The sequence below is a fragment of the Desulfobacterales bacterium genome (genome assembly GCA_029211065.1).
Taxonomy (GTDB): Bacteria; Desulfobacterota; Desulfobacteria; order Desulfobacterales; family JARGFK01; genus JARGFK01.
The window spans coordinates 42,276-65,215 of record JARGFK010000002.1 but is presented as its reverse complement, the minus strand read 5'-3'; the positions used below and the strand labels follow the sequence as shown (position 1 = coordinate 65,215).

18 protein-coding genes are annotated in these 22,940 nt (G+C 49.1%); 9 read left to right on the top strand and 9 right to left on the bottom strand.

What is annotated here, in order from left to right:
- Positions 1-247: 247 nt before the first annotated feature.
- A complete protein-coding gene (locus P1P89_01080) occupies positions 248-1,600 on the bottom strand; it encodes a radical SAM protein (protein MDF1590078.1) in 1,353 nt (450 codons plus the stop codon).
- Positions 1,601-1,739: 139 nt separating this feature from the next.
- The gene (locus tag P1P89_01075; GenBank protein MDF1590077.1) at positions 1,740-2,084 is read right to left on the bottom strand and encodes a cytoplasmic protein; all 345 of its coding nucleotides are present in this window, start codon (positions 2,082-2,084) and stop codon (positions 1,740-1,742) included.
- Positions 2,085-2,405: 321 nt separating this feature from the next.
- Here P1P89_01075 and P1P89_01070 point away from each other — a divergent pair, with 321 nt between their 5' ends.
- Both P1P89_01070 and P1P89_01065 read left to right on the top strand, forming a co-directional pair.
- Positions 2,406-3,110 carry a metal-dependent hydrolase gene (locus tag P1P89_01070; protein ID MDF1590076.1) on the top strand — a complete coding sequence of 235 codons (705 nt, stop codon included), beginning with the start codon at positions 2,406-2,408 and terminating at the stop codon, positions 3,108-3,110.
- Between the two features lie 175 nt (positions 3,111-3,285).
- On the top strand, positions 3,286-3,495 hold the full coding sequence (locus P1P89_01065; GenBank protein MDF1590075.1) for a zinc ribbon domain-containing protein: 210 nt from the start codon (positions 3,286-3,288) through the stop codon (positions 3,493-3,495).
- An 85-nt stretch (positions 3,496-3,580) separates the two neighbouring features.
- On the opposite strand, the gene P1P89_01060 is transcribed toward P1P89_01065, so the two are convergent.
- The 4 genes from P1P89_01060 to P1P89_01045 all read right to left on the bottom strand — a co-directional run bounded on the left by P1P89_01060 (position 3,581) and on the right by P1P89_01045 (position 8,238).
- Positions 3,581-4,774, bottom strand: coding sequence for an MFS transporter (locus P1P89_01060; protein MDF1590074.1), 1,194 nt, complete (start codon positions 4,772-4,774; stop codon positions 3,581-3,583).
- Positions 4,775-4,924: 150 nt separating this feature from the next.
- Positions 4,925-5,797, bottom strand: a complete 873-nt coding sequence (locus P1P89_01055) for a ribonuclease H-like domain-containing protein (protein ID MDF1590073.1) — start codon at positions 5,795-5,797, stop codon at positions 4,925-4,927.
- The gene (locus P1P89_01050) at positions 5,797-6,756 is read right to left on the bottom strand and encodes an ABC transporter ATP-binding protein (protein MDF1590072.1); all 960 of its coding nucleotides are present in this window, start codon (positions 6,754-6,756) and stop codon (positions 5,797-5,799) included. The genes P1P89_01055 and P1P89_01050 overlap by 1 nt, the downstream gene beginning before the upstream one ends.
- A gap of 6 nt (positions 6,757-6,762) precedes the next feature.
- On the bottom strand, positions 6,763-8,238 hold the full coding sequence (locus P1P89_01045) for a tetratricopeptide repeat protein (GenBank protein MDF1590071.1): 1,476 nt from the start codon (positions 8,236-8,238) through the stop codon (positions 6,763-6,765).
- A gap of 362 nt (positions 8,239-8,600) precedes the next feature.
- On the opposite strand from P1P89_01045, the gene P1P89_01040 reads away from it, so the two are divergent.
- On the top strand, positions 8,601-9,074 hold the full coding sequence (locus P1P89_01040) for an OsmC family protein (GenBank protein ID MDF1590070.1): 474 nt from the start codon (positions 8,601-8,603) through the stop codon (positions 9,072-9,074).
- A 243-nt stretch (positions 9,075-9,317) separates the two neighbouring features.
- On the opposite strand, the gene P1P89_01035 is transcribed toward P1P89_01040, so the two are convergent.
- On the bottom strand, positions 9,318-10,175 hold the full coding sequence (locus P1P89_01035; GenBank protein MDF1590069.1) for a rhomboid family intramembrane serine protease: 858 nt from the start codon (positions 10,173-10,175) through the stop codon (positions 9,318-9,320).
- Between the two features lie 240 nt (positions 10,176-10,415).
- Here P1P89_01035 and P1P89_01030 point away from each other — a divergent pair, with 240 nt between their 5' ends.
- Together P1P89_01030 and P1P89_01025 are read left to right on the top strand one after the other, a co-directional pair.
- Positions 10,416-11,096: a hypothetical protein gene (locus P1P89_01030; GenBank protein MDF1590068.1), complete on the top strand. Its 681-nt coding sequence runs from the start codon at positions 10,416-10,418 to the stop codon at positions 11,094-11,096.
- 89 nt (positions 11,097-11,185) lie between these two features.
- Positions 11,186-12,103, top strand: coding sequence for a nitroreductase family protein (locus tag P1P89_01025; GenBank protein MDF1590067.1), 918 nt, complete (start codon positions 11,186-11,188; stop codon positions 12,101-12,103).
- 28 nt (positions 12,104-12,131) lie between these two features.
- On the opposite strand, the gene P1P89_01020 is transcribed toward P1P89_01025, so the two are convergent.
- Both P1P89_01020 and P1P89_01015 read right to left on the bottom strand, forming a co-directional pair.
- Positions 12,132-14,204 carry an ATP-dependent helicase gene (locus P1P89_01020; protein MDF1590066.1) on the bottom strand — a complete coding sequence of 691 codons (2,073 nt, stop codon included), beginning with the start codon at positions 14,202-14,204 and terminating at the stop codon, positions 12,132-12,134.
- 141 nt (positions 14,205-14,345) lie between these two features.
- A complete protein-coding gene (locus P1P89_01015; protein ID MDF1590065.1) occupies positions 14,346-15,608 on the bottom strand; it encodes an endonuclease Q family protein in 1,263 nt (420 codons plus the stop codon).
- Positions 15,609-15,938: 330 nt separating this feature from the next.
- Here P1P89_01015 and dnaN point away from each other — a divergent pair, with 330 nt between their 5' ends.
- The 4 genes from dnaN (at position 15,939) to P1P89_00995 (ending at position 22,939) form a co-directional block, all read left to right on the top strand.
- Positions 15,939-17,054: a DNA polymerase III subunit beta gene (gene dnaN / locus P1P89_01010; protein ID MDF1590064.1), complete on the top strand. Its 1,116-nt coding sequence runs from the start codon at positions 15,939-15,941 to the stop codon at positions 17,052-17,054.
- Between the two features lie 40 nt (positions 17,055-17,094).
- On the top strand, positions 17,095-19,527 hold the full coding sequence (gyrB, locus tag P1P89_01005) for a DNA topoisomerase (ATP-hydrolyzing) subunit B (protein ID MDF1590063.1): 2,433 nt from the start codon (positions 17,095-17,097) through the stop codon (positions 19,525-19,527).
- A 6-nt stretch (positions 19,528-19,533) separates the two neighbouring features.
- Positions 19,534-20,196 (top strand): thymidylate synthase, encoded by a 663-nt coding sequence (locus tag P1P89_01000; protein MDF1590062.1) that lies wholly within the window; start codon positions 19,534-19,536, stop codon positions 20,194-20,196.
- 334 nt (positions 20,197-20,530) lie between these two features.
- A complete protein-coding gene (locus P1P89_00995) occupies positions 20,531-22,939 on the top strand; it encodes a PBP1A family penicillin-binding protein (protein ID MDF1590061.1) in 2,409 nt (802 codons plus the stop codon).
- Position 22,940: the final 1 nt, after the last annotated feature.

The window sequence follows — 22,940 nt, the reverse complement described above, 5'->3', positions numbered from 1 at the left end:
GCCGGCATTCGTTGTTAAATTTAGACCTTTTTCTGGGTATCCGGGAGAAAGGGGTTTGGAAACGCTTCGCGTTTCGCTGGGACGCCAGGATGCTTGGATGCCCATCTGTCAGGAATTCTTCTTGTTATCTTTGCTGCTTCACAGCTTCATAGCGTCCCAGCTTATAGCTATTCTCTTTTCCCTTGAACCATAGAACCCTTTTTTATGAATATTATATGACTAATTTAAGATACCGCAACCTGTTTTTTTAAATCCCTTGGACGGCCGGCTCTCTTGGCAGCCTGTTTTCAAGATTCTTTTTGCGGGTGTAGGAAAAAAGTTCGATGAGCTGATCCCGGCGAAGGTGCTCGGTTTCAACGGCAAAAGCGGTGGAGCGGTAAAGGTTCCAATTTAGACGGATTTTGTCCGGAACATTCAGGGTATCGAACAGAGCGCTTCCCGGCGGCAGATAAAACGGGGAAGGCCCCACCAAAACCCCCAATTCCAGCAGGTAATCGATGCTTTCCTTGACTTCCGCGTAGGTCTGTCCCGGCAGGCCGATGATCACATAGACCGTGATCATAAAACCAAGCTCCCGGGCGGCCGTAATGATCGATCTAAAATCCCCGCGCGGCATTGGGCGATGGTAACGTTGCTGGAGACCGGCGTCGCGGGTCACGAAAGAAAGGTTTATCCGGGTGAAACCGGCCCGGCGCATCAGCATGAGCAGGGCGCTGTCAAGGGTCGGAAAGCACATCCCGTTCATAGCGGTCAGTTCAATTTCTTTCAGAATCGGGTTGTCGATCACGGCCCCGAGCAGCTGACGGAACCATTCCTTATCAAAAGAAAGGTTGTCGTCTTCGAAATTAAAAATCCGCACGTCCCGGTTCAGATAGTTCCATTCCATTTCACGAACGACCGCAGCCACCGACCGGTATTCAATTCCGCGACCAAACATGGCCCGAACGCTGCAAAAGTCGCACCCGTAGGGACACCCCCGCCCGGCGGTAAGGGACATATAGTTTTTTTTGCCCATGCGGTAGGCCCCCGCCGCCAGCAGATCGTGGGCCGGCGCAAGTGTTTTCCAGTCCAGCGGCTCCGGATCCGCCCCACGCCCCCTGAGACGGGAATATATAAAGGCGGGTAGACTCGACTCGGCCGGACCGGTTAAAACGGCATCGATCTGGGGGGCGCGCAGCCGGATCTGGTCGGCAAAAACACTGGCATGGTTGCCGCCGATAAAAACAGGCACGTTCGAATGCAGCTTGATCAGGCTGGCCAGCTTTTCCACGCTGCTGAAATAAGCGGTAAACTGGGAGGATATGCCCACCATGTCCGGGGCAAATGCATCAATGCGCCGGAGCGTTGCCGCATCTGAAATGCCGAAGCGGTAGAAGCGCTTGAATAATAACGGGTCCTGCTCTAAAAACGGCTCCAGGTAGCGAAACTCCGGCGGCAGCGGCAGGTGCTTTTTCCTTAAGGGGTTGAGACAGTCCAGTATCCCAACCGCAACACCCAACGTGCGGAGCACGGCGGCGGCATACACCAGCCCCAGGGGGTACAGGCGGATGGCGGTGGTATAAAAATCCTCAAGGGGTGGTTGAATGAGCAGGACGCGCATGTCTTTTCGCTGCAGAGGTCGGCGTTGTTTGTAATTTGGTCTTTGGATTTTGTATTTTTAAACACAAAAATCCAAGGCAAGCCGGTTAACGCTGACCGGACCATATTCACCCGGTTTTTCTTGTTAGAATAAAATCGCTCTATCGCCCGGGGACAACAATACGGGACTGTTCCTGCTGCTGGGCTTTTTTGGCCTCTTCGATGAGGTGGTCCATGGCCGCTTTCATGGTTTCGGGGAACTTCTTGAACGCCTGCTGCAGGTCTTTGGCCTGAATCATGCTCTGGATCGGGATCGGTCCGGCCGGGGTCACCACGTGGGTCTGGCCCACATAAAGAATTTTGCGGCCCTTGTCCGGTGAACCGTCCGGATTGACCGGGGACAGTTGCCTGACGGTACAGGCCCTCATATCGGTATAGGATTCTTCCTTGAACAGATTGGCTCGGTTTACCGTTAAATTAAAAGATTCGTTCTGTTCGTCTGCCATGAGATGTTGCCTCCTGTGTGATGAATAGACGCTTTCAGCCTGTCGGCCGCCTGCACCTCTATCAGATCAACCCCCGGAACGCAAACGAATAGCGGTCGGATCGGCATTTCTCTGAAAATAAAATGAACCGCCATAAATTGCTCATGCAAGCCGGCGGATCGTTCCCGAAAAGGACCTGAAAACGGCTTGACAACTTTCGGACATGTCGATTATCCTTAACACTGCAACAACTATAACGGTTTTATCTTTTTACGTTTGTTATAAACATTCGGTTCGGGCGGAATTGTCCGTCACCCATTTCGATTCACAGGAGGAGGCAATATGGCAGGAAAAATTAGATGGTTGGGTCATTCATTTGTTGAATTTACCACGTCCGACGACAAGGTGATTCTTTTCGATCCCTGGACCAAGGATAACGGCAACCCGGGTTGTCCCGTCGACACCGAAGAAATAGAGCGGGCAGATCTGGTGCTTCTGAGCCACGACCATTTTGACCACATGGGTTCTGCCGTGGACCTCTGCAACAAGACCGGCGCGCTGCTGGGCGGTCCGGTCCAGACCGTCAAGCGGCTGGTGGCGGAAGGTTTTAATGAAAAACAGGTCGTCAACTTCGGCTTCGGGTACATGGTCGGCGGTGGGGTCCAGCTGGACTGGGTCAAGGTCACCTCCACGCCGGCATTTCATGCATCGGATACGGCCTGTGCCCTGGGCAATATTGTCCAGGCGGCCGACGGCACCACCGTTTATCATGCCGGCGACACCAGTCTTTTCAGTGAAATGGCCCTTTACAGCCGGCTCTATCCCTTGGATGTCGCCATCGTGCCCATGGGCGGCGTTTTTACCATGGATGCCTATCAGGCGGCCGAAGCGGTTAAAATGCTCGGCCCCAAGAAAGCGATGCCGATCCATTACGCATCCTTTCCCATCGTTGCCAAAACCGCCGATGAGTTCATCAAGCTGTGCGGTCAAAAAGCGCCGAACGTGAAAATCATGGCCCCGGCTGGCGGCGAGAGCGTGTCCATCTAATTGATTCGGATGCATCAGAAACCTGTTCTTAAGAATGAAGCTCCCCGCAGCCCCGATAAACCGGGATCTTCGACAAGCTGCGGGGTATCAAAGCGGGGAATTCGACAGGGGCACCGCTTGACTTGCCGCTTCCGGGTCTTATGGTTTTGTTAATTTTATGAAACAGGAGTTTGGTATGCCCATTTTTGAATATGTTTGCGAAAAATGCGATCACTGCTTTGAACATCTCACGTTTTCCAGCAGCGACCCGGGGCCGTTTTGCCCCCAGTGCCGCGGTAAAAAAGTACAAAAACTTATGTCGGCGGGATGCGTCCGTCCCAATGGAATCCCCACCGGCGCCGGTGGGTTCACGCAGCCGGCCTGCAAACCCGCAGGCGGCGGTTGAGGCATCTAGCAGATCCCCTGGAAGGGGATCCACACCTTGAGATCTTTATAGAAATTTTATAATTTGGTTGATATGAGGATACCGGCTAGCGCTGCCGCAAACCGGCACGATAAATGTAAATGGCCACTATCGCAGCGACGGCGTATATGCAGGCGGCGGCCAGAAAAACACTTCGCACCCCGAACCAAATGGCCATCGAGGCCCCCAGCATCGGCGCCAGGCTGCGGCCGGCTGCGGTAATACTGGCGTTCAGACCGAAAATAGCGCCCTGGCTGCCGGACGTATCCTGTAAATTCATCAGGGCCGCCACTGCCGGAATCATACCGCCGTTGGCCAGGCCCGTCAGGGCCTGCAGCATCACCAGCTGCCACGGGGCGGTGACAAAAGACTGGGGCAGGTAAAAGACGATGGCCGCCAGCGCCGACACCAGCAGTATCCGGCCGTGGCCGATACGGTCGCCCATCCGTCCCATCAAAGCCCCGCTGACAGAACTGGTCACCGCCATGGCGCCCATCATGATTCCGGTTACGGTGGCAGCCCCAACCGTTGTTCCCATCAACTGCATGATAAACAGCGCCGCGACCGGCATGATGATCATGCGCCCAAGGGCCTGCAGGAAGGTAATGGCATAAAGTTGGATCATGACGGGCGTCTGCAGCAGCCAGCGATAACCGGCTATAAATCGCGGCCGTTTAGCTTTATCCACCGGATGAAAGTCTTCCTGAACCCATAACAGCACCGCGGCGCCGGAAATGGCCAGCAGTGCGCCGGTTATCCAGAAGCTTTCCCTGAAACCAATGGCATCACCGATAACGCCCCCCACCAGGGGGCCGACGGCAACGCCGATCCAGGCGCCGGTCTGGAGCAGGCCAAGGGCTTCGCCGGAATGTTCCCTGGGGGCTGAAGCCGCCACCAGCGCATTGGCAGCCGGAATGGTGCCGGTTACCAGCCCCTGCAACGCCCGCAGCAGGACCAGCTGCTCGGCGCTTTGGGCAAACCCCATGGCCGCCAGCAACACCGCGCCGCCGAATGTGGCCCGCGCCAGCATCAACTTTCGGCCGAAACGGTCCGCCACCGCGCCCCAGATGGGTGCGGAAATCATCATGGTGAGGGCCTGGGCGGAAAAGACCAAACCCGACCAGAATTCCGTCGAGCCTCCCGTTGATATGCCCAGCTGTTTTATATAAAGCGGCAGAAACGGAAACACCAGACTGAACCCCGACATGGAAACCAGCTGTACTGCAAACATGATATAAAGATTTCTGCGCCATGGCCGCATCTAAATTTTTCCTTCCAAAAAATTTTTTCAAAAACCCGCTAGGATGGATATAACCCATCAGGGTATATTTCGCAAAAGATTCTTGCGATACGATCAACCCGGATCAGGAGGACTTGTTCGCGTCGGCGGGTCGTTTGACCGGTCAAAAGATCAGCCCCGTGTCGGATTATAGCCCTGAAAATGATTTCCGAAAGTATAGCGCTGTTTTATTTGTGCGATGGTTGGGGGGTCGGGGTTAAACGGCACGGTAGGGATTGGCGTCAAATCCATCCGGTGGCTGCTGGCAAACGGGGTTTCCTTGATTTTCAGGTTGTAAGCCATCACCATCAGGGTCTCAAGGTTGACCGCATCCTGGATATTGTAGGCCAGGAGCGTTTGCAGGGCTTTTGTATTTTTATATTGCCGATACTCGTTCCACAGCAAGACGGCAAAAAAACCATCCACCCCGGCCAGATCCCCCCGCGCAAGACCCAGCTTGGCTTCACAGCGTTTGAGGCCCCCCGTAATCCCAAGGCCGGCCAGTACATAGCGCAAATCAATATGGGCCTGGGGGAGCCGTATATTCAGATCCTTTTCGACAAACGGAATATCGAAACATTTCCCGTTGTAGGTGACGATCAGGCCGTAACGGGTAATATCGGATTTAAACCTCTCCAGGTTTTGTCCCGCGATGTAATAAAACACCGATCGTCCATCGTAGAGGGCGATGGTCGTGATGGACTGATCATAGGGGTCCATGCCGGTGGTTTCGATATCCAGATACGCCGTCGTGTTTCTGAACTCGGGAAAAATACGCCAGTGCTGGCTTGAAGGCAAATGACCGGTAAAGTAACCCGGATGGTTGTCTAGAAGATATTTTTGCGATGTTTGCAGCCCGACCCTACAGGCCGCCGTTCGGGCCGAAGACCATTTTAAGGGGTTGGGTTCCTTAAAATCATCCCAGGCAAGAATGCCGGCCGACCAGATTTGCCGCTCGGTGAGTGCGCCGATTCCCGGCAGATGATGAAACGTGTTTTTCAGCATCAGATCAGTCCCTGCTGTTTTAACACCGTCATGGCGCGCTGGCCGATGGTGGTCACCCGGCTGAGCGCCCGTGTCAGATGAAAAGTCGCTTCCGGCAGGACCTGTGAATCAATCATCACCAGGGCCATATCCAAATGCTTTTCAATTTCGCGCCAGGAATCCCCGCCGCCCAATTTCCCGGCAAGGTGCAGCTCGTGATAGATCATCGCCAGCGTCGACCGGATCACGCCGGCCGCTCCTTTTTTTTCAAGATCCGGCAGGGTGACGCTTTGGTTGACGGCCTGGGAAACCCAGATCAGACCGGCTTTTATTTTTTCGCTTTGAGAAAACGCCATGACGGCTTGCCGGAGCGTCATGGGCGGTGTTCTGTCACCCTGCTGTGCTGTCATTTTATACTCCCTTTGTTTCGATGAATTTATTCCATATAGGTCCAGACCGGCCGTGGGCTCGTCCAGAAAGATAATTTCAGGATCGTTGATAAGGGCTTTGGCAAGGTTCAGCCTTGTCATCTGGCCGGTGGACAGTTGTCCGGTCCGCGTACGGAGCGTGTTCTGGATGCTGAAAAGCTCCAGCAGCTCCTTGATCTTGCGCTCCGGTTTTCTGAGACCGTAGCACTTTGCAAAGACATTCGGATTTTCCCATACCGTCAGATTGGTGGGCAGATTTGTATAGGTTGAAGAAAAATTTACCCGCTGCAGGATGCGCCTGCGATCCCGGTTCAGATCCAGGCCAAAAATGAGAATCTGCCCGGATGTGGGCGTGGTTACCCCCAGCAGGAGTTGAATGGTGGTTGTTTTTCCAGCCCCGTTCGGTCCGAGCAACCCCAGTATTTCTCCCCTTTGAACGGAAAACCGGATATCGTCAACGGCCGCTATATTGCCGAATTGCTTGATCAGGCCGCTGACCTCAATCAGGGGGACGTCGGCGGGGGTTTCCGCTGTTTCGCTGCGCACGATCATCGGGTATCATGGACTCCGGTAAATATTACCAAACAGCATATCCGCCATCTCCGCATTCAGGCCCTTTAAAATCTTATATTCCCCGAGCGCGGCGGCCTTATCGCCATTTTTTAAATAGATAATCCCCATGTTAAAATGGGGCGGCGCATAATCCGGATCAATCCGTATGGCCGCCGTATAGGAGGCAATTTCATCGGCAACATTACCGAGTTTCCCAAACGCAATGCCGAGCCGATACAGCGTCGGCAGCGACTCCGGATCGATCTTAAGGGCCTGTTGATAGGCCTGTACGGCGGCGTCATAGCGGCCGCGTTCGCTGTAGCCCAGCCCGATAAAATAGTATGAAAGCGCATGCCACGGTTCTATCCGCAGAACCTCTTTAAACGCCTGTTCGCCCGCACCAAACGCTTCCTGTTTGCTGTATATGATTCCCAAATCAAAGTACGACATGGCGTGATCCGGATCCACTTCAACGGCTTTTTTATAAAACGAAATGGCCTCGTCGTAACGTTCCAGCGAGCTGTAGAAGCGGCCCAGGTTATAGTAGGGGGTTGGGTTCTGCGGGTCTACCCGAACCGCCTGCAGGAAAGCTGCGATGGCCGCTTCGGGGTTGTCCAGCCCCACATAACAGCTTCCGAGGCCATACCAGGCCAGGGCATCTCCCGGGCTTTTTTCAGCGGCTTCCTTATAATAATTGAGCGCTTCTTTGAACTCCCCCCGGATAGAAAAGTTAAAGCCCTTTTTACACAGTTCCTCGGCAAGCCGTGGGGTCTTGCGGCCGGTGTCATAGGTCCATTCCGATAGGGACTGGGCCTTGTCCGTATTCTTTAAATTAAGGACCCCCTGGCTGGCCACTGCAAAATTTAAATTTTGCCCCATCATTGCTTGAAATGAAACCACCCCGACCACCTTGCCCTTCATGTTCACAACCGGTCCGCCGCTCGAACCCGGTGAAATCGGAGCTGACAGCTGAAATACCTTTCCCACGAGCGGCAGATCCCGAACCGCCGACTCAATCCCTTCACTGACGGTCTGCTCAAGGCCCAACGGGCTGCCCACAACCAGGATCCGTTCTCCGATAACCGGTTCCTGTTCCGTGAGCTTTACCCAGTGAAATTCTTTTTCGCCGATTGAGACTTTGACCTTGATAATATCCGCCTCTTCGTTTTCGGCAACAACCGATTCGATGGAATATTTTCTGCCGTCACGGGTCTTTACTTCGGCACTGTAGGCGCCTTTGAGCACATGATAGTTGGTAATCAGGTGGCCCTTTGCATCCATAAAGAAAGCACTGCCCAGGTCTGCTGCGACGCCGTTTATATCGTAGGTAACGACAGTGACGACCGCGGGCTGAACTTTTTGAACCAGCCCGATCAGATCCGCTGACGCCTGTCCGCGCTTTATGGTAAAATCCGCACAACCGAACAGAAATAAAAGTATACCGACGCAGACCATCCAGCCGTTATTGTTTTTTACATTCATTTTTTTGACCGCCTTGGGCGCTGCCCGCGCATTCTAACAACCCGGGTGTCGCCGATTGAAAACTGAACCCTGCCCGGGGGTATTCTGTGCCCGCCGCCAAGCTTTTTCCAATTTTCGCCGTTTCAATTACAATATAAATCCTGGCGGTACAACCTGTCAACATAGGGCTGCTTCTGCCGTGCAACAATAAGATCCGGAAGTCCATGCGCTGCAGGCGACCTTGCTCGCCGTCGCCCGCTATTGCGGATAGGGGCTGAGGGTGATATAATGGTCACTGTTATTCACGCTGACGACATCGACAGAATTTGAAAATAATCTTTCAAACACGAGCAGCCGTTTGAAATAAACCTCAGGAGCATCAAATGACCCGGAAAAAAGATCGACCCGAGACTGTTACGGCAAAAGACATGAGCGGATACAAGAAAAAAATTCTGCCGGTCAACAAAGGATCCCTCACCCTTGAAAGGGATCTCTATTTTATCGGTACGACCCAGCGGGGCTATGAGGTGGAATATGATCCCAAGTATGAAGAGGGCTGTTCGCCCACGGAAACGCTTCTGCTGAGCGTTGCGGGCTGCCTGGCCATCGACGTGGTGACCATATTACGAAAAATGCGCTGTACCGTGGCCTCTTTTCGCGTTGATGTTGAAGGGATTCGAAAATTAACGCCGCCCCAATATTATACCGACATCACACTCATGATCCACGTCTGCGGAAAAGACATCACACCCCAAAAAATAGAGCGCTCCATCGCGCTGTCCCGTGATACCTACTGTTCGGTATATCATTCCCTGCGAAAAGATCTAAAAATCGATATTCGCTATGAAATAGAATAACGGTTTTTTGGGCTTATCGCTGTGAATGCCCAAATTGTCAAAAGAGACCCGTTCACCCTAAAGGGTCTAAGCTTGCGCGCCGACAGGCATTTCACATGGGTTGTTCTGCTTGGTCCCGCCGATCAGCAGGCTTTTTTTGAAGAACCCTGCAGTCCCGCAATGGCGGGACAGTCCCGCTGAGGCGGAATTCGACCGTAAGGACTATTAATCTAATTTTTATATTCGCTTGCTATTGCGGTTCAATCAGCGTCCGCCGGCACCCGCCCACCAGCAGACCGTCAGCACTCCGGAAGCAATCAACAAGCAGACGATTTGATAAGGCGTTGACGCCGGCCGCTTAGGAAAATAGCCATAAAAAAAACCTGACACCAACCCGCTTCCAAAACCAAACAGGTGCGCCGCCAGATCCGCATGCGGCGCCGTCCCCAATATACCCAAAAGAGCAAGACCGCCGCCCAGCGGAACCCAGGCCCTGATTCGACGCCCCGGCGCACGGTACCGTTTCAGAAACTGCGCTGTCGCCAGAAATCCCACGGCGCCAAATACGGCCGTGGAAGCCCCGATGGACAGATGGTCTGTTTGAAAAAATACCGCTGTCAATAAATTGCCCGCAGCGCCGCTCATGAGGATTATCAGCCCCCCCACGCCCCACCCGGTCACAGCGCAAACGGCCGTTCCAAACAGGGCGATGCCCACCATGTTTCCTGTTAAATGAACGCTGTCGAGGTGCAGCATCAGGGCCGTCACGGCCCGGTAATACTGGCCGTTTATAATGTCTTGGGCAGAGGCGCCGTACCGGACGATAAACGCCCGGTCACCGACCGTCTGTGTTATAAAGATATGAACCAGCAGCAGCAGCAGCGCGGCCCACACGCCGGCCATTGTTTTTTGATGTGCCTCCGGGGGGGCTGTCGCTTTCTGGTGATGACCCTCATTTTCCGACAGATACGATGTGATCGCCTTGCAGGCGCGCTCGTAATCTTCGGAATCGACCCGAAGGTTCCAGCCCCTGGACCCCCTGATAAAATCAAATTCAATTCCGGCGGCGGACAACACCACGGCATACGTCCGGGCCTCTTCTTCCTTTAGATTTTCAAACATAAAGCTCACTGGATCCTCCGGACTTCCATCCTTTCCCCTCGCAGCCGGGCCGGTAATCACCGGCCGGTGCATGGGGTTTGACGCCTCTCGCCGGGCGAACCATCCGACACCATGGGTACCACGCCCTAAAATCTTGCTTGTAATACCAGTCGACTTGTGGTTTTTTGCTTTTGTTTATTCGCTTCCTTTAATTTCGGATATATCCGATTTGCTTTAACGAAAGCTTAAAAACGAAATACCATGTACAGAATCTCATACGAGTTTTGCTTTGAATCCGGCGACAGTAAACACTTTCATGCCGATCTGGATGCCGACACGCTGATCATTGCAGCGCCGGATCCAACGAATGCGCCGGGCTGGACGCGGCTGGATTTCAAGCCGTGCCCCTGCTGTCCGCTCCAAAAAGAAAAACACCCCCACTGTCCCATTGCACTGAACATTGCCTCGGTGGTGGATTCTTTTAAAAACACGCTCTCTTATGAAACCTGCGCGGTCCGATGCGTAACGCCGGAAAGAATCTATCTTAAAAATACGTCCCTGATGGAAGGGCTTTCCTCTTTGCTGGGACTCATCATGGCCGCCAGCAGCTGCCCGATAATGGCGCTCTTCCGACCGATGGCGCGTTTTCATTTGCCGTTTTCATCGGTTGAGGAAACGACCGTTCGCGCAGTTTCGCTGTATCTTCTTAGACAATATTTCATACATAAAAGCAAACGGGTCGTTGATCTGGATCTGAAAAAACTGCAGAATCATTACGAAACGATTCAAAACTTAAACACCGGACTGCTGGAAAGAATCCGGGGGCTTCACCAGAGCGACGCGGACAGAAACGCCATCTGCATCTTCCATTCACTTTCGCAACTGCTGTCCACGGAAATCGATACGGATTTATGTTCGCTTAATTATCTGTTCCCGGCTTGATTTCATGAGTTTATCCCCGCCCGAAATGCGCTCTCTGCGGGCGGATTATGAGATAGGTTCTATTAACTTTTCAAAACTTGAGGATCGTGATGGACCGAACCGTATATACACGAATTGACGCGGATCTCTGTGTCGGCTGTGGGGCGTGTGTGCGGGTGTGCCCCTCCCAGACGATTACCATGGCGGCGGATAAAGCGGTTGTCAGCGGCGACCAGTCGCTCTCCTGCGGTCACTGCGCGGCGGTTTGTCCCGCAGATGCCGTTAAAGTAACCGCTATGGATGAGAACGTATCCCGTTTTAAAACGTTTCCCGCTGAAGATCGCTGGCTGCCCCACGGAGCGTTTGATACCGCCGGTCTGGTGAGGCTGATGCGCTCGCGCCGCTCCTGCCGGAATTATCTCGACCGGCCGATAGACCGCCCCGTGCTGGAAGATCTGGTTAAAGTCGGCATCACCGCCCCGTCCGGGACCAACAGCCAGAAATGGACATTTGCCGTTTTACCGACCCGTTCCGCCGTTATGGATGTTAGTCTTCGCATCGCCGGATTTTTCCGGCGCATGAATCAAATGGCCCAAAGAACCTGGCTGCGCCGGCTGCTGAAGCTGGCGGGAAAAACCGACCTGGATCATTATTACCGGGAATATTACCGCTCGGTGAAAGAAGCGCTGGAAGAATGGGAAAAAACCGGCCGCGACCCTCTGTTTCACGGGGCGCCGGCGGCCATACTGGTGGGTTCCGGACCGGGCGCCTCCTGTCCCATGGAAGACGCCCTTCTGGCGACCCAGAATATACTGCTGGGCGCCCACAGCATGGGGCTGGGAACCTGCCTGATCGGATTTGCCGTTGCCGAACTGAAAAACGATCCCTCCATCGCTCGCTTTATGAATATACCTGAAAACGAAAAAATCTATTCCGTGATTGCCCTGGGATATCCCGATGAAACGTATATGCGGACGACCGGGCGAAAAAAGGTATCGCCCCGTTTTTTCGAAGGCGCTAAAGCATAAACTCCAAAACAGGTTATCGTATGATGTATCAGAAAAGTTCCAGCTGGCGCTGGGCTTTTTTCTTTTGATCAAAGGACGCCTGTGCCTCTTTCAGGGCGGAATCGATCTGTTCGACAAAGGGCGATACCGTTCGTATTTCATTTTTACCATAAATCCGACGCTTTCTGGCATGGGTAAAAAAAAGCCTTTCTTTCGCCCGGGTCATGGCCACGTAAAAAAGCCTTCTTTCTTCGGCGATATCCGTTTGGGCTTTCCCGGCCCGGCGCAGGGGGATATATCCGTTCTCACAACCGCAAATAAAAACCACCGGAAACTCCAGTCCTTTGGCGGCATGCATTGTCATCAGGGCAACCCTTTCCGACTGAGGCAAATACGTGTCGGTATCGGTTTGCAGCGCCAGGGCGGTGATAAAGTCCATAAGCCGCCGGCCGTAGTTTTCTGAAAGGACCATGAGCCTGCGTAAAGCCAAAATTGATTGTTCTTTTTTTTGAGCATCCGGATCCGGACGGTTTTGTTCGAAGATATGGCGTATGGTTTCCCGGACGGTCATGTTCTCTGTTTCCTGCCGTAATTGATCGAGGCGATCTAAAAATCGATTCAACTGCTTCTGGTCTTTTTTGCTCATGCCGGAAATCGGAAAACGGCGTACATTGTTAAGGGATTCGTGCAGGTTCGTTTTGTTCTCAAACGACCACTTGCTGAACGTATTCAAAATTCCCGGGGTTAACCTGGGAGATATGATGTTTTTTAGCCGTTCCATATCCAGCAAGGAACCCGCTTTGGCCAAGATCCTCAATAAAGAGAGGGTCTCGCAAACCTTCTTATCGGCATATGCGCTGCCCCGATGGACGAGCTGGTGCGGTATGCCTGCCGCGCTGAAAACGTCCGAAAATATTTTCCCCTGGCTCCCGGTTCGATACAAGACTGCAAAATCGGAAAAGCTTCGGTCCCTTTCAGTCGTTTCCGTTTTTGGGGTGTTAAAATCGATAAAGTGAAATCCGGTGCCGCCGATCATGGTTTCAATGATCTTGCCCACGGCGACTGCTTCGGCCCGTTCGGTTGCGGTCGCTATTGTCACAATGGTCTTAAATCCCTCTTTTGTTGAATAATTTCGCCTGCAAGATTCATCCGTCAAAAGAGGGGCAAACCGATCCGAATCACGCTTCGTCCCGGCAGGGTGGCGCACGATGATCTGTTGGGCTGCGTCGACGATTGTCCGGGTTGAGCGGTAGTTTCGCGTCAGTTTGATGACCTCGGTATCGGCAAAATCGGAAATAAACCCATGAAAATATTTTACATCGGATCCCCTGAAGCCATATATGGATTGGTCCGGATCACCGATAACACATAATTGGGTGGCGGGATGTGATAAGAGTTGCAACAGGCGGTGCTGACCCAGATTAATATCCTGAAACTCGTCAACAAAGATAAATAGGAATCTATCCTGATATATTTTTCGGGCCACCGGATCGGATTCCAATCTTTTAACGGCTTTAAGAATCAGATCTTCAAAGTCATAGAGGCGCTGGTGAGATAACAACTGCTGGTATAGACCGTAAAGCCCGGACAACGCGTCAACCCCAAGGCCGGTGTCGAAACCAGGCGCGTCCACGCCCCCAATGTCGTCCGGCTCCATTAATACCTGTTTGGCAAGCCGTATATATTCCAATCCCCTTGCGGGATTCGCGGAAACCTTTCCCCCCTGACCCTTAAAGAGGTCGACGTCTGCGTTGAAATAAAACACCTGCCCGGATTCATCGATGATGGTATGGGAGGAGGCGGTGGCCGAGCCGTCTACACAGGGTCCGTTCAGCTCGCTTAAAATTTTATAACAGAGCCCATGAAACGTCGTTATCAGGGGCATCTTAGAAGCGGCGCTATTCAATACCGCTATTCTCTCGTGCATTTCCTGGGCCGCCTTGTTGGTGAATGTGACCGCCAGAATGTTTTCAGGTAAAACTTTTTGGGTTTTCATCAGATGAACGATGCGGTGCGTAAGGGTGAGGGTTTTGCCGGTGCCCGGTCCTGCAACGATTAATACGGCCCTTTTATTAACCTGAATCGCCTGTAGCTGTTCCGGGTTTAATTCCTTTGTTTCCATGTTTTTAATTTCAGAATTCAAAGCCGGCGTTTTTGAAACATCCGTTCTTATCATCGTCCCTATTTGCGGGACATCCGCTATTGTTTTTGGGGGATCCGGTTTGTTTTTTTCGGGTAATTCAAAAAGTGTTTTTTGTCCTATTTATTTTTCCCTCTCGCCGGGATTAAAAATTTGAATTTTGCCGAATTCTCCGTCATACCCAGAATATATAGACAATTCTCCGCGCCGCATCCGGGAGATGGCTTCTGCCAGGCGGGTCGCGCCGGACCGCTCTATGGTTTCCGTCGATATGCCGTGTAAAATGTTATATTCGGAACCGAATTTGTCGAGAAGGATGCGGTAATGGTTTTGAACGGTCTTGCTTTTGGGACCTACCTGTAAAATTTCCGCTAAAATATCCGTTAAGGGAATAGCGCTGTAAAAGGGCGGATGTTTTTCAGGCATACCATTTAGCGGCCTGTCCGCCAATTCTTCAACCCGATATAACACCCCAAGCGTCAACGGTTTTTCACATTGAGGACATATTCCTTTGTTTTGGATGGATTCTTTTGGAGAGAAACGAACTCTGCAATTTCGATGCCCGTCAAAATGATACTTGCCTTCTTCCGGATAAAACTCATACGTTCCTAAAAATTTTTCTGGGTTTCTGTTTTTGATGGCCAAAAATATTTGCCGATAGGAAAGATCGGTGTTGAAAATATTGGCTTCTCGGCCCAGATTCATCGGTGAATGCGCATCCGAGTTTGATATTAATGTGTATTTATCCAGACAAGACACCCGCCAGTTCATGGCCGGGTCTGAAGAAAGCCCGGTTTCAACTGCAAAAATGTATTCGCTGAGTTCTTCAAAACATTCCTCAATGGAGTCAAAACCGGATTTTGAACCCATTACCGAAAACCAGGGCGTCCATATATGCGCAGGAATCAAAAAGGATTCTTCTGACGTTTCAATCAATATTTCCAACAGTTTTTTGGCATCCAAACCCAGTATGGGTCTGCCGTCTGAATGAATATTACCGATAGCACCCAGCCGTTCGCTGAACCGGGCCGCCGTCTCTATATCGGGTACAACAACCAAATTATGATTCTTGCGCGTTTTATCCCCTTTTTTATAAATATTGCTGATTTCAGTTGTTAAAACAAAACGTACCTTTGACCGGCAGGATATGGGGACCGCTTTATCGCAAACGGCAGCGATATTTTTTTTTAAGCGATAGAGCCCGTCTTCAGCCGGGACAAGTTTTTCACTTATTTCCAAAAACCATTGGGGATGGGTAAAATCGCCGGTCCCGACAACGGTAATACCTTTCAATTGTGCGGCAATATATAAATTTTCAAGGTCAAGTTTTTGAGAGGTTGCTCTGGAAAATCGTGAATGAACATGAAAATCTGCGATAAATTTCATAAAGACCTTTAAAATGATAATTTTGTTGTAAAATCAAGTAAAACACGCTATATATTTATTCCAAATAAAATTGAATACAATATATGGATATTTTTCAGTTTAAACATATTATAATATAAAAAATAATTTAATAAATTGTTTATAACTTTCTACTTATGAGAAAGACGAATCGTAATGGTATATAAGGTTGAAATTTTTTATATAAAATTTAACTTTATTAATAATAAAATTATATATTTTTTAAAATAAAATAAGTAATTTATAATGTTATTATATTTATTAACACCCCTTATTAATATTACTATAAATATATAATAATAGGGAATACAAATGAAATTTATAATAAAAAAAGAATCGCTGGTGGATGTGTTGTCAAAGATTCAAGGTTTAACCGGGCGTAAAAGCAATCTGGCTATTACGGCTAATGTTTTAATAAAAACGACCGACAGGGGGTTGTTATTAACGGCAACGGATCTTGAAACCGGATTTGAGGGATATTACCCTGCTAAAATTGAATCGGAAGGCAGTATCGCCATTAATGCCAGGAAATTATATGAGATAGGCAGAGACTTTCCGAGTGATGAAATCATTGTGACGGAAGTTGAAAACCGTTGGATAGAGATCGGTAACAATAATGTTGAATATCATCTGGTGGGGATGAATCCGGATGATTTTCCTTTAATACCAAAAATAGAAGACGCCGGCTTTTTTGAAGTAGAAGCCCAGGACCTTAAAAATATGATTGAAAAAACACTGGTGATCGGCGCGTCAGATGATAAACGCGCTCACATCGTGGGTGTATTTTTCGAGAGAATACAAGCAAACAATGAAAAAATTATAAGGATGGTTTCTACCGACGGCAGCAGGCTTTCAACGGTTGATGTTATTTTTGACAAGGCGTTTGATCTGCCCATCGGACCCGGTATCATCATACCTAAAAAAGGGTTAAATGAAGTTAATAAATTTTTAGACGAGGCCGGTCCTGTTCAAATAGGAGTGAAAGATAATAATTTTATTGTTAAAAAAAATATGGAAACCATTATTATAAGACTGCTGGAAGGTGAATTTCCTGCGTATAAAGATATTATCGTAAAGGGGAAAATAAATGTGATTAAATTTGACAGACAACTTTTTTTAATGATGTTAAAAAGGATGTCTATTTTGTCTTCGGATAATTACAAAGGGGTTATATTTAATTTTTTAAAAAACCGGCTGCTTATCAGTTCAACCAACCCGGATATCGGTGAATCAAAAGAGGATATGGAAATTTTATATGACGGTAAACCCATGGAGATTGCCTTTAATCCCCGCTACTTCATTGATGCACTAAATGTAATAGATGATAAAACAATCATTTTAAATATGGATAATGAAGAAAAACCCTGTCTGATTGAAGGAGAGGAAGATAAAAAATTTTTAAGCGTCATCATGCCGATGAGAATATAATAAAAAAAATAAAAATATTAAGATGGATGGAATAAAAAATATGAATAGGGATGTAATTAAATATAACGAAGATAATATAAAAATATTAGAAGGTCTTGAAGCGGTTCGTAAAAGACCGGCAATGTATATCGGGAATATAGACGCAGAAGGACTTCATCATCTGGTTTATGAAATTGTCGATAACAGTATTGATGAAGCCATGGCGGACGCCTGTGATACGATTAATGTTTTTATCCATAAGGACAACAGCGTAACGGTCATCGATAATGGCCGTGGTATACCGGTAGGAATTCATAAAACCGAAAAAGTACCGGCGGTAGAAGTTGTGATGACCAAGCTGCACGCCGGCGGTAAGTTTGACAATGATTCTTATAAAGTTTCAGGGGGTCTTCACGGCGTCGGCGTTTCCGTGGTAAATGCGCTTTCCGTTTTTTTAGAGCTTGAAATTTATACGGAAGGACAAATTTATCATCAGACATATGAAAAAGGAAAAAAGACCAGTGCATTAACCGTTATTGGTAAAACCCGAAAACGCGGAACCAAAGTACATTTTAAACCGGATTTGGAAATTTTAACGACGGACAATTTTGTTTTTGAAATATTGTCGCGTCGATTAAGAGAATTGGCCTTTTTAAATAAAGGGTTAAAAATAACCATTGAAGATGAACGCTCGGACCAGCGCAATGAATTCCTTTATAAAGGCGGCGTTGAATCCTTTGTTAAATATCTGAACCGGCGCAATACGGCCATACACAAACCGATCCTGATACAGGGTGAAAAAAATGATGTTCAGATAGAGGTTGCCATACAATATAACGACACCTACAAGGAAAAACTTTTTTCTTTTGCCAACAATATTAATACCATTGAAGGCGGCTTTCATCTGGTTGGATTTAAAGCGGCGTTGACCCGAACCATTAATCAGTATGCCAGCAATGGCAATAATATGCCCAAAAACATGAAGGCTAAAATAAGCGGTGATGATGTCCGCGAAGGGTTGACGGCTATTATAAGCGTGAGAATTAAATCACCGCAATTTGAAGGACAAACCAAGACTAAACTTGGGAACAGCGAAGTTAAGGGTCTGGTTGAATCACTTATAAACGAAAAATTGAGTGTTTATTTTGAAGAAAACCCGTCTATAGCCAAAAAAATAATCGGTAAAGCGGTAGACGCCTCCCGGGCCCGGGACGCTGCTAAAAGAGCACGGGATATGGCAAGGAACAAGGGGTCCCTGGTTGACGCAACCCTTCCCGGGAAGCTTGCCGATTGCCAGTCTTCAGAACCTTCCGAACGCGAAATTTTTTTAGTGGAAGGGGATTCCGCCGGCGGCAGCGCAAAACAGGGCAGAGATCGGAAGTTTCAAGCGATCCTGCCGCTAAAGGGCAAAATATTAAATGTTGAAAAGGCACGTTTTGACAAAATTTTAAAGAGTGAAGAAATCAAAAACATCATCACCGCCCTTGGTACAGGAGTCGGCAGTGAAGAGTACAGTATCGACAGGATCCGGTATCATAAAATCATTATCATGACGGATGCGGATGTTGATGGTTCTCACATTCGAACACTCCTGTTGACCTTTTTCTACAGACAAATGCCTGAAATTATTGATAAAGGATATTTATACATCGCCCAGCCCCCCTTATTGAAAGTGGGCAAGGGCAAGAATGAAATGTATCTTAAAAACGAGAAGAATCTAAACGATTATGTGTTGAAAAAAATTTGTGAACAGAAAAACATAAAATTCGGGAATGAAGAAAAAACATTGTCTGATCACAAGCTGTATATGTTCCTGGGAGACCTTTCTGAATATTTTTCAGCGGTGGCGAGACTGGGGCGAAGAGGGTTTAACCCGGAGCTTATCGAAGATCTTATTAAAAAAGGGGTTGCCGATAAAAATTTTCTGCAGAACCGGGAAAATATGTCGGAGCTTGTGTTATTTCTTTCTCAAAAAGGGTATGAGGTCGGGGAGTTGGCCTGGAACGAAGAGCGCAGCATTTATGAGATGATGGTAAAAATACCGGTTCAACTGCAAGAGGTATCCCCGACTTTTTTCAAGGATGTAAAACCGGTAAAAATCGGCAGGGAACTTATTTATTCATCGGACTATCAACAGTGTCTGGTCTTGGGAAATAAAATTTTTCAACACGACCTTCCGCCCTTCAAGGTTCTAAACAAAGAAAATGAAAATGGATATGCAGTTGTTGACGACAAAAAGATGTTGTTGGCCCTGCTGATGGAAGAAGGAAAGAAAGGGTTGGCGGTTCAGCGTTATAAAGGTTTGGGTGAAATGAATCCGGAACAGCTTTGGAATACCACCATGAATCCCGAAAAAAGAATTATGCTCCAGGTAAAGGTGGAGGATGTTGTTGAAACCGATGAGATATTTACGATTTTAATGGGTGATGAAGTGGAACCGCGCAGGGAGTTTATCCAAAACAACGCCCTGGAAGTCAGCGTTCTGGACATTTGATACAAAATGCTCAATATCATATCCATTCAAGCCAGAGATATTCCGGACGCCTGGTTCCAGTGTGTTTACAAGATTTTAGACTTCGGCCATACCTATGTGATCGAAAGAGGAAGTTGTGAGGGTCAGGAGCGGCTTGAGTTTGATTATGTAACCGTGCACATTCAATATCCCGGCGTTCAACCCCTTATCCCGGACATTCCCCCCGCCCTGGGTATTCCCAACCCTGTTGCGGATGGATATGTGGAGGAATACCTGCCCTATCTGATGACATCCGCCAAACAACCCAATGAGGACTATACCTACGGCCAGTATCTTGAGTCGCAAATTTCCGAGGTCATTCGGATGTATACAGAAGACGGTTACGGCACCAACCAGGCATACATGACCGTAGGGGACCCGGAGGCTTTATATTTAAACGATCCGCCCTGTCTGCGCGGGATCGATACCCGTATCCGATACGGCAAACTTCATTTTATGGTTTACTTCAGGTCCTGGGATCTGTGGAACGGCTTTCCGGCCAACCTGGCGGCCATTCAGCTCTTAAAAGAATACATGGCCCATGAGATCGGAGTGGGTGACGGTGAACTTGTTGCTGCCAGCAAAGGACTTCATTTGTATGATTATATTTGGGAGCTGGCAAAATTAAGAACCATGCGGACAGATAAATAATTTGGAAAGTGCTTCAAAATCCAATACACCCGCCGTCCTGTCGGGATAAAATAAAATATTATCGGTATGCCGGAGTGTAAAACCGCTAAAGACACCATCTGTAACAAAGCCTTCTCAGTCCGGACGAATTTCCCACAAATGAGTGGCTTGCTCAAACCCTCAATATCTGGTAGCTTCTGAAACCCTGCGGTTTGATAAAAAAAGTGACCGGTTAAAGCTGGGTTGTGTTCAATTGGTATGCGCTTTTGTTTGCGAGTTTTTGCCGATTGAAACGGAATTGTCCGACGGCTGAATCGCAACATAATTATGACAATGGCAATAATACGGCTGAATCATGACTGAACAAAAAAACGAATCATCAGATAATCTAAAAACAGACCTGCGCCGCCGTGCGGCGAAACGGTTATCCAGAATTTTTCGATGGGTTTTCGGACTCATCGCCGTCATAACGGTCTGCACGACCCTCGCCATTTTGGGCGTGTATTTCTACCTGAGTAAAGACCTTCCACGGATTGCAACCCTGGCCGATTACCGGCCCCCCATCATCACGACCGTTTATTCGGATGATAATCGAAAAATTGCTGAATTTTTTAAAGAACGCCGCATCGTTATTTCCCTGGATGAAATGCCCCTGTTGCTGAAACAGGCGTTTGTAGCGGCTGAAGACTCACGCTTTTATAAGCACCAAGGGATTGATTTTTTCAGTATTATTAGAGCTTTTTTTAAAAATATCGAAGCCGGAACCATTGTCCAGGGGGGCAGCACCATTACCCAGCAAGTGACAAAATCTTTTTTTCTGACCCCGGAAAAAAGCTATACCCGTAAAATCAAGGAGGCCATACTGGCCTATCGAATTGACCGGGCGTTTAAAAAAGAGGAAATTCTGTTTTTATATTTAAACCAGATATATCTGGGTCATGGCGCTTATGGCGTTCAGGCGGCGGCCGAGAATTATTTTGGCAAATCCGTTTCGGAGCTAAACCTTGCCGAATGTGCCATTTTAGCCGGATTACCCCAGGCCCCCAGTCGATACTCACCCTTCCGATATCCGGAACGGGCCCAGGAAAGACAAATTTATGTGCTAAACCGTATGGTTGCGGAAGAATATATTTCAAATATCCAGGCCACCGAAGCCATCAACACACAATTGGAAATTAAGGATCGGCGCAATTGGTATATCGAAGAAGTGCCGTTTTACACCGAATATGTGCGCCAGTACATCGAGAGCAAATATGGTGTGGATATGTTATATAACGGCGGACTGCAGGTTTACACGGCCGTTAATATTGAAATGCAAAAGATCGCTATCGAGGAAATCGGAAAAGGCTTATTAGCGCTGGATAAACGCCAGGGATATCGCGGGCCGGTCCGACACCTGGCAGCCGAAGAAATCGAAGCGTATTCAAAAGAAATCCAGACAAAACGGGAAGAATCGGTTCCACAGGAGGGGCAGACGGTTGAGGGGGTCGTCATTGCCGTTGGCGACGCCCAGGGTTCAGTAACCGTTCGAATGGGAAAAATGATCGGAATGATTGAAGTCGCCGATATGCGCTGGGCGCGAAGACCGGATCCGGAAGTTGCCTTCTATGAAACCCGCTTGAAACATCCCTCGGAAGCAGTAACGGTTGGGGATGTCATTCTGGTCAGGATCAAAAAGAAAAAGATAGAGCCGGAACCCTGGGAGCTGGCCCTGGAGCAAATTCCGAAAGCCCAGTCCGCCTTGTTGACCCTGGAGGCTGAAACAGGCCACGTCAAGGTGATGGTGGGGGGAAATGATTTTAAGCGCAGCCAGTTTAACCGCGCCACTCAGTCCCGGCGCCAGCCGGGCTCAGCGTTTAAACCGCTGGTATATGCCGCCGCCATCGACAAAGGCTATACCCCCGCCACCGTCTTGATCGACTCGCCGATCGTTTTTCAGGATTTGGAAAATGATTTAAAGTGGAAGCCGCAAAACTATGAAGAAAAATTTCACGGGCCGACTCTCCTGCGTAATGCCCTGGAAAAGTCCCGCAACGTGATCACCATCAAGATTTTAAAAGATATCGGTATCGATTATGCCATCGAGTATGCCCACAAACTGGGAATTACATCGGAGTTGAATCGGGACCTCTCCATTGCGCTGGGTTCGTCCGGTGTTTCTTTGCTGGAGCTCGTCACGGCATATTCCGTGTTTGACAACGCCGGATACCTCATCGAACCGGTTTTTGTGGTAAAAATTCTAGACCGGGACGGAAATGTCCTGGAAGAGGCGGTACCCGCCCGGGAGAAAGTAATCGAGAAAAGCACCGCTTATATCATCACCAGCCTGCTGGAGGGGGTGGTCAAGCAGGGCACGGGACGACGGGTTCGGGCGTTGAACCGGCCCGTGGCCGGCAAAACAGGCACCACCAACAACCTGTATGATGCCTGGTTCGTCGGGTATACGCCCCGGTATATCACCGGGACATGGGTGGGGTTTGATGAGGAAGGATCTCTGGGCAAGGGAGAAACCGGCTCCAGGGCGGCCAGCCCGATCTGGCTGGGTTTTATGAAAAAAATTCTGGCGGATAAACCCATCCGGGTATTTCAGGTGCCGGAAGGCGTTGTCTTTTCAAAAATCGATGCCGAAACCGGCCTGCTGCCGATTCGTGAATCGAAAAAAGTTATTTTTGAGTGCTTTAAAGAAGGAACAGCGCCCACCGAATACACCAAAAAACCGAATACGGTCACCGAACCGGAAGACTTTTACAAGCAGGGGATGTAAA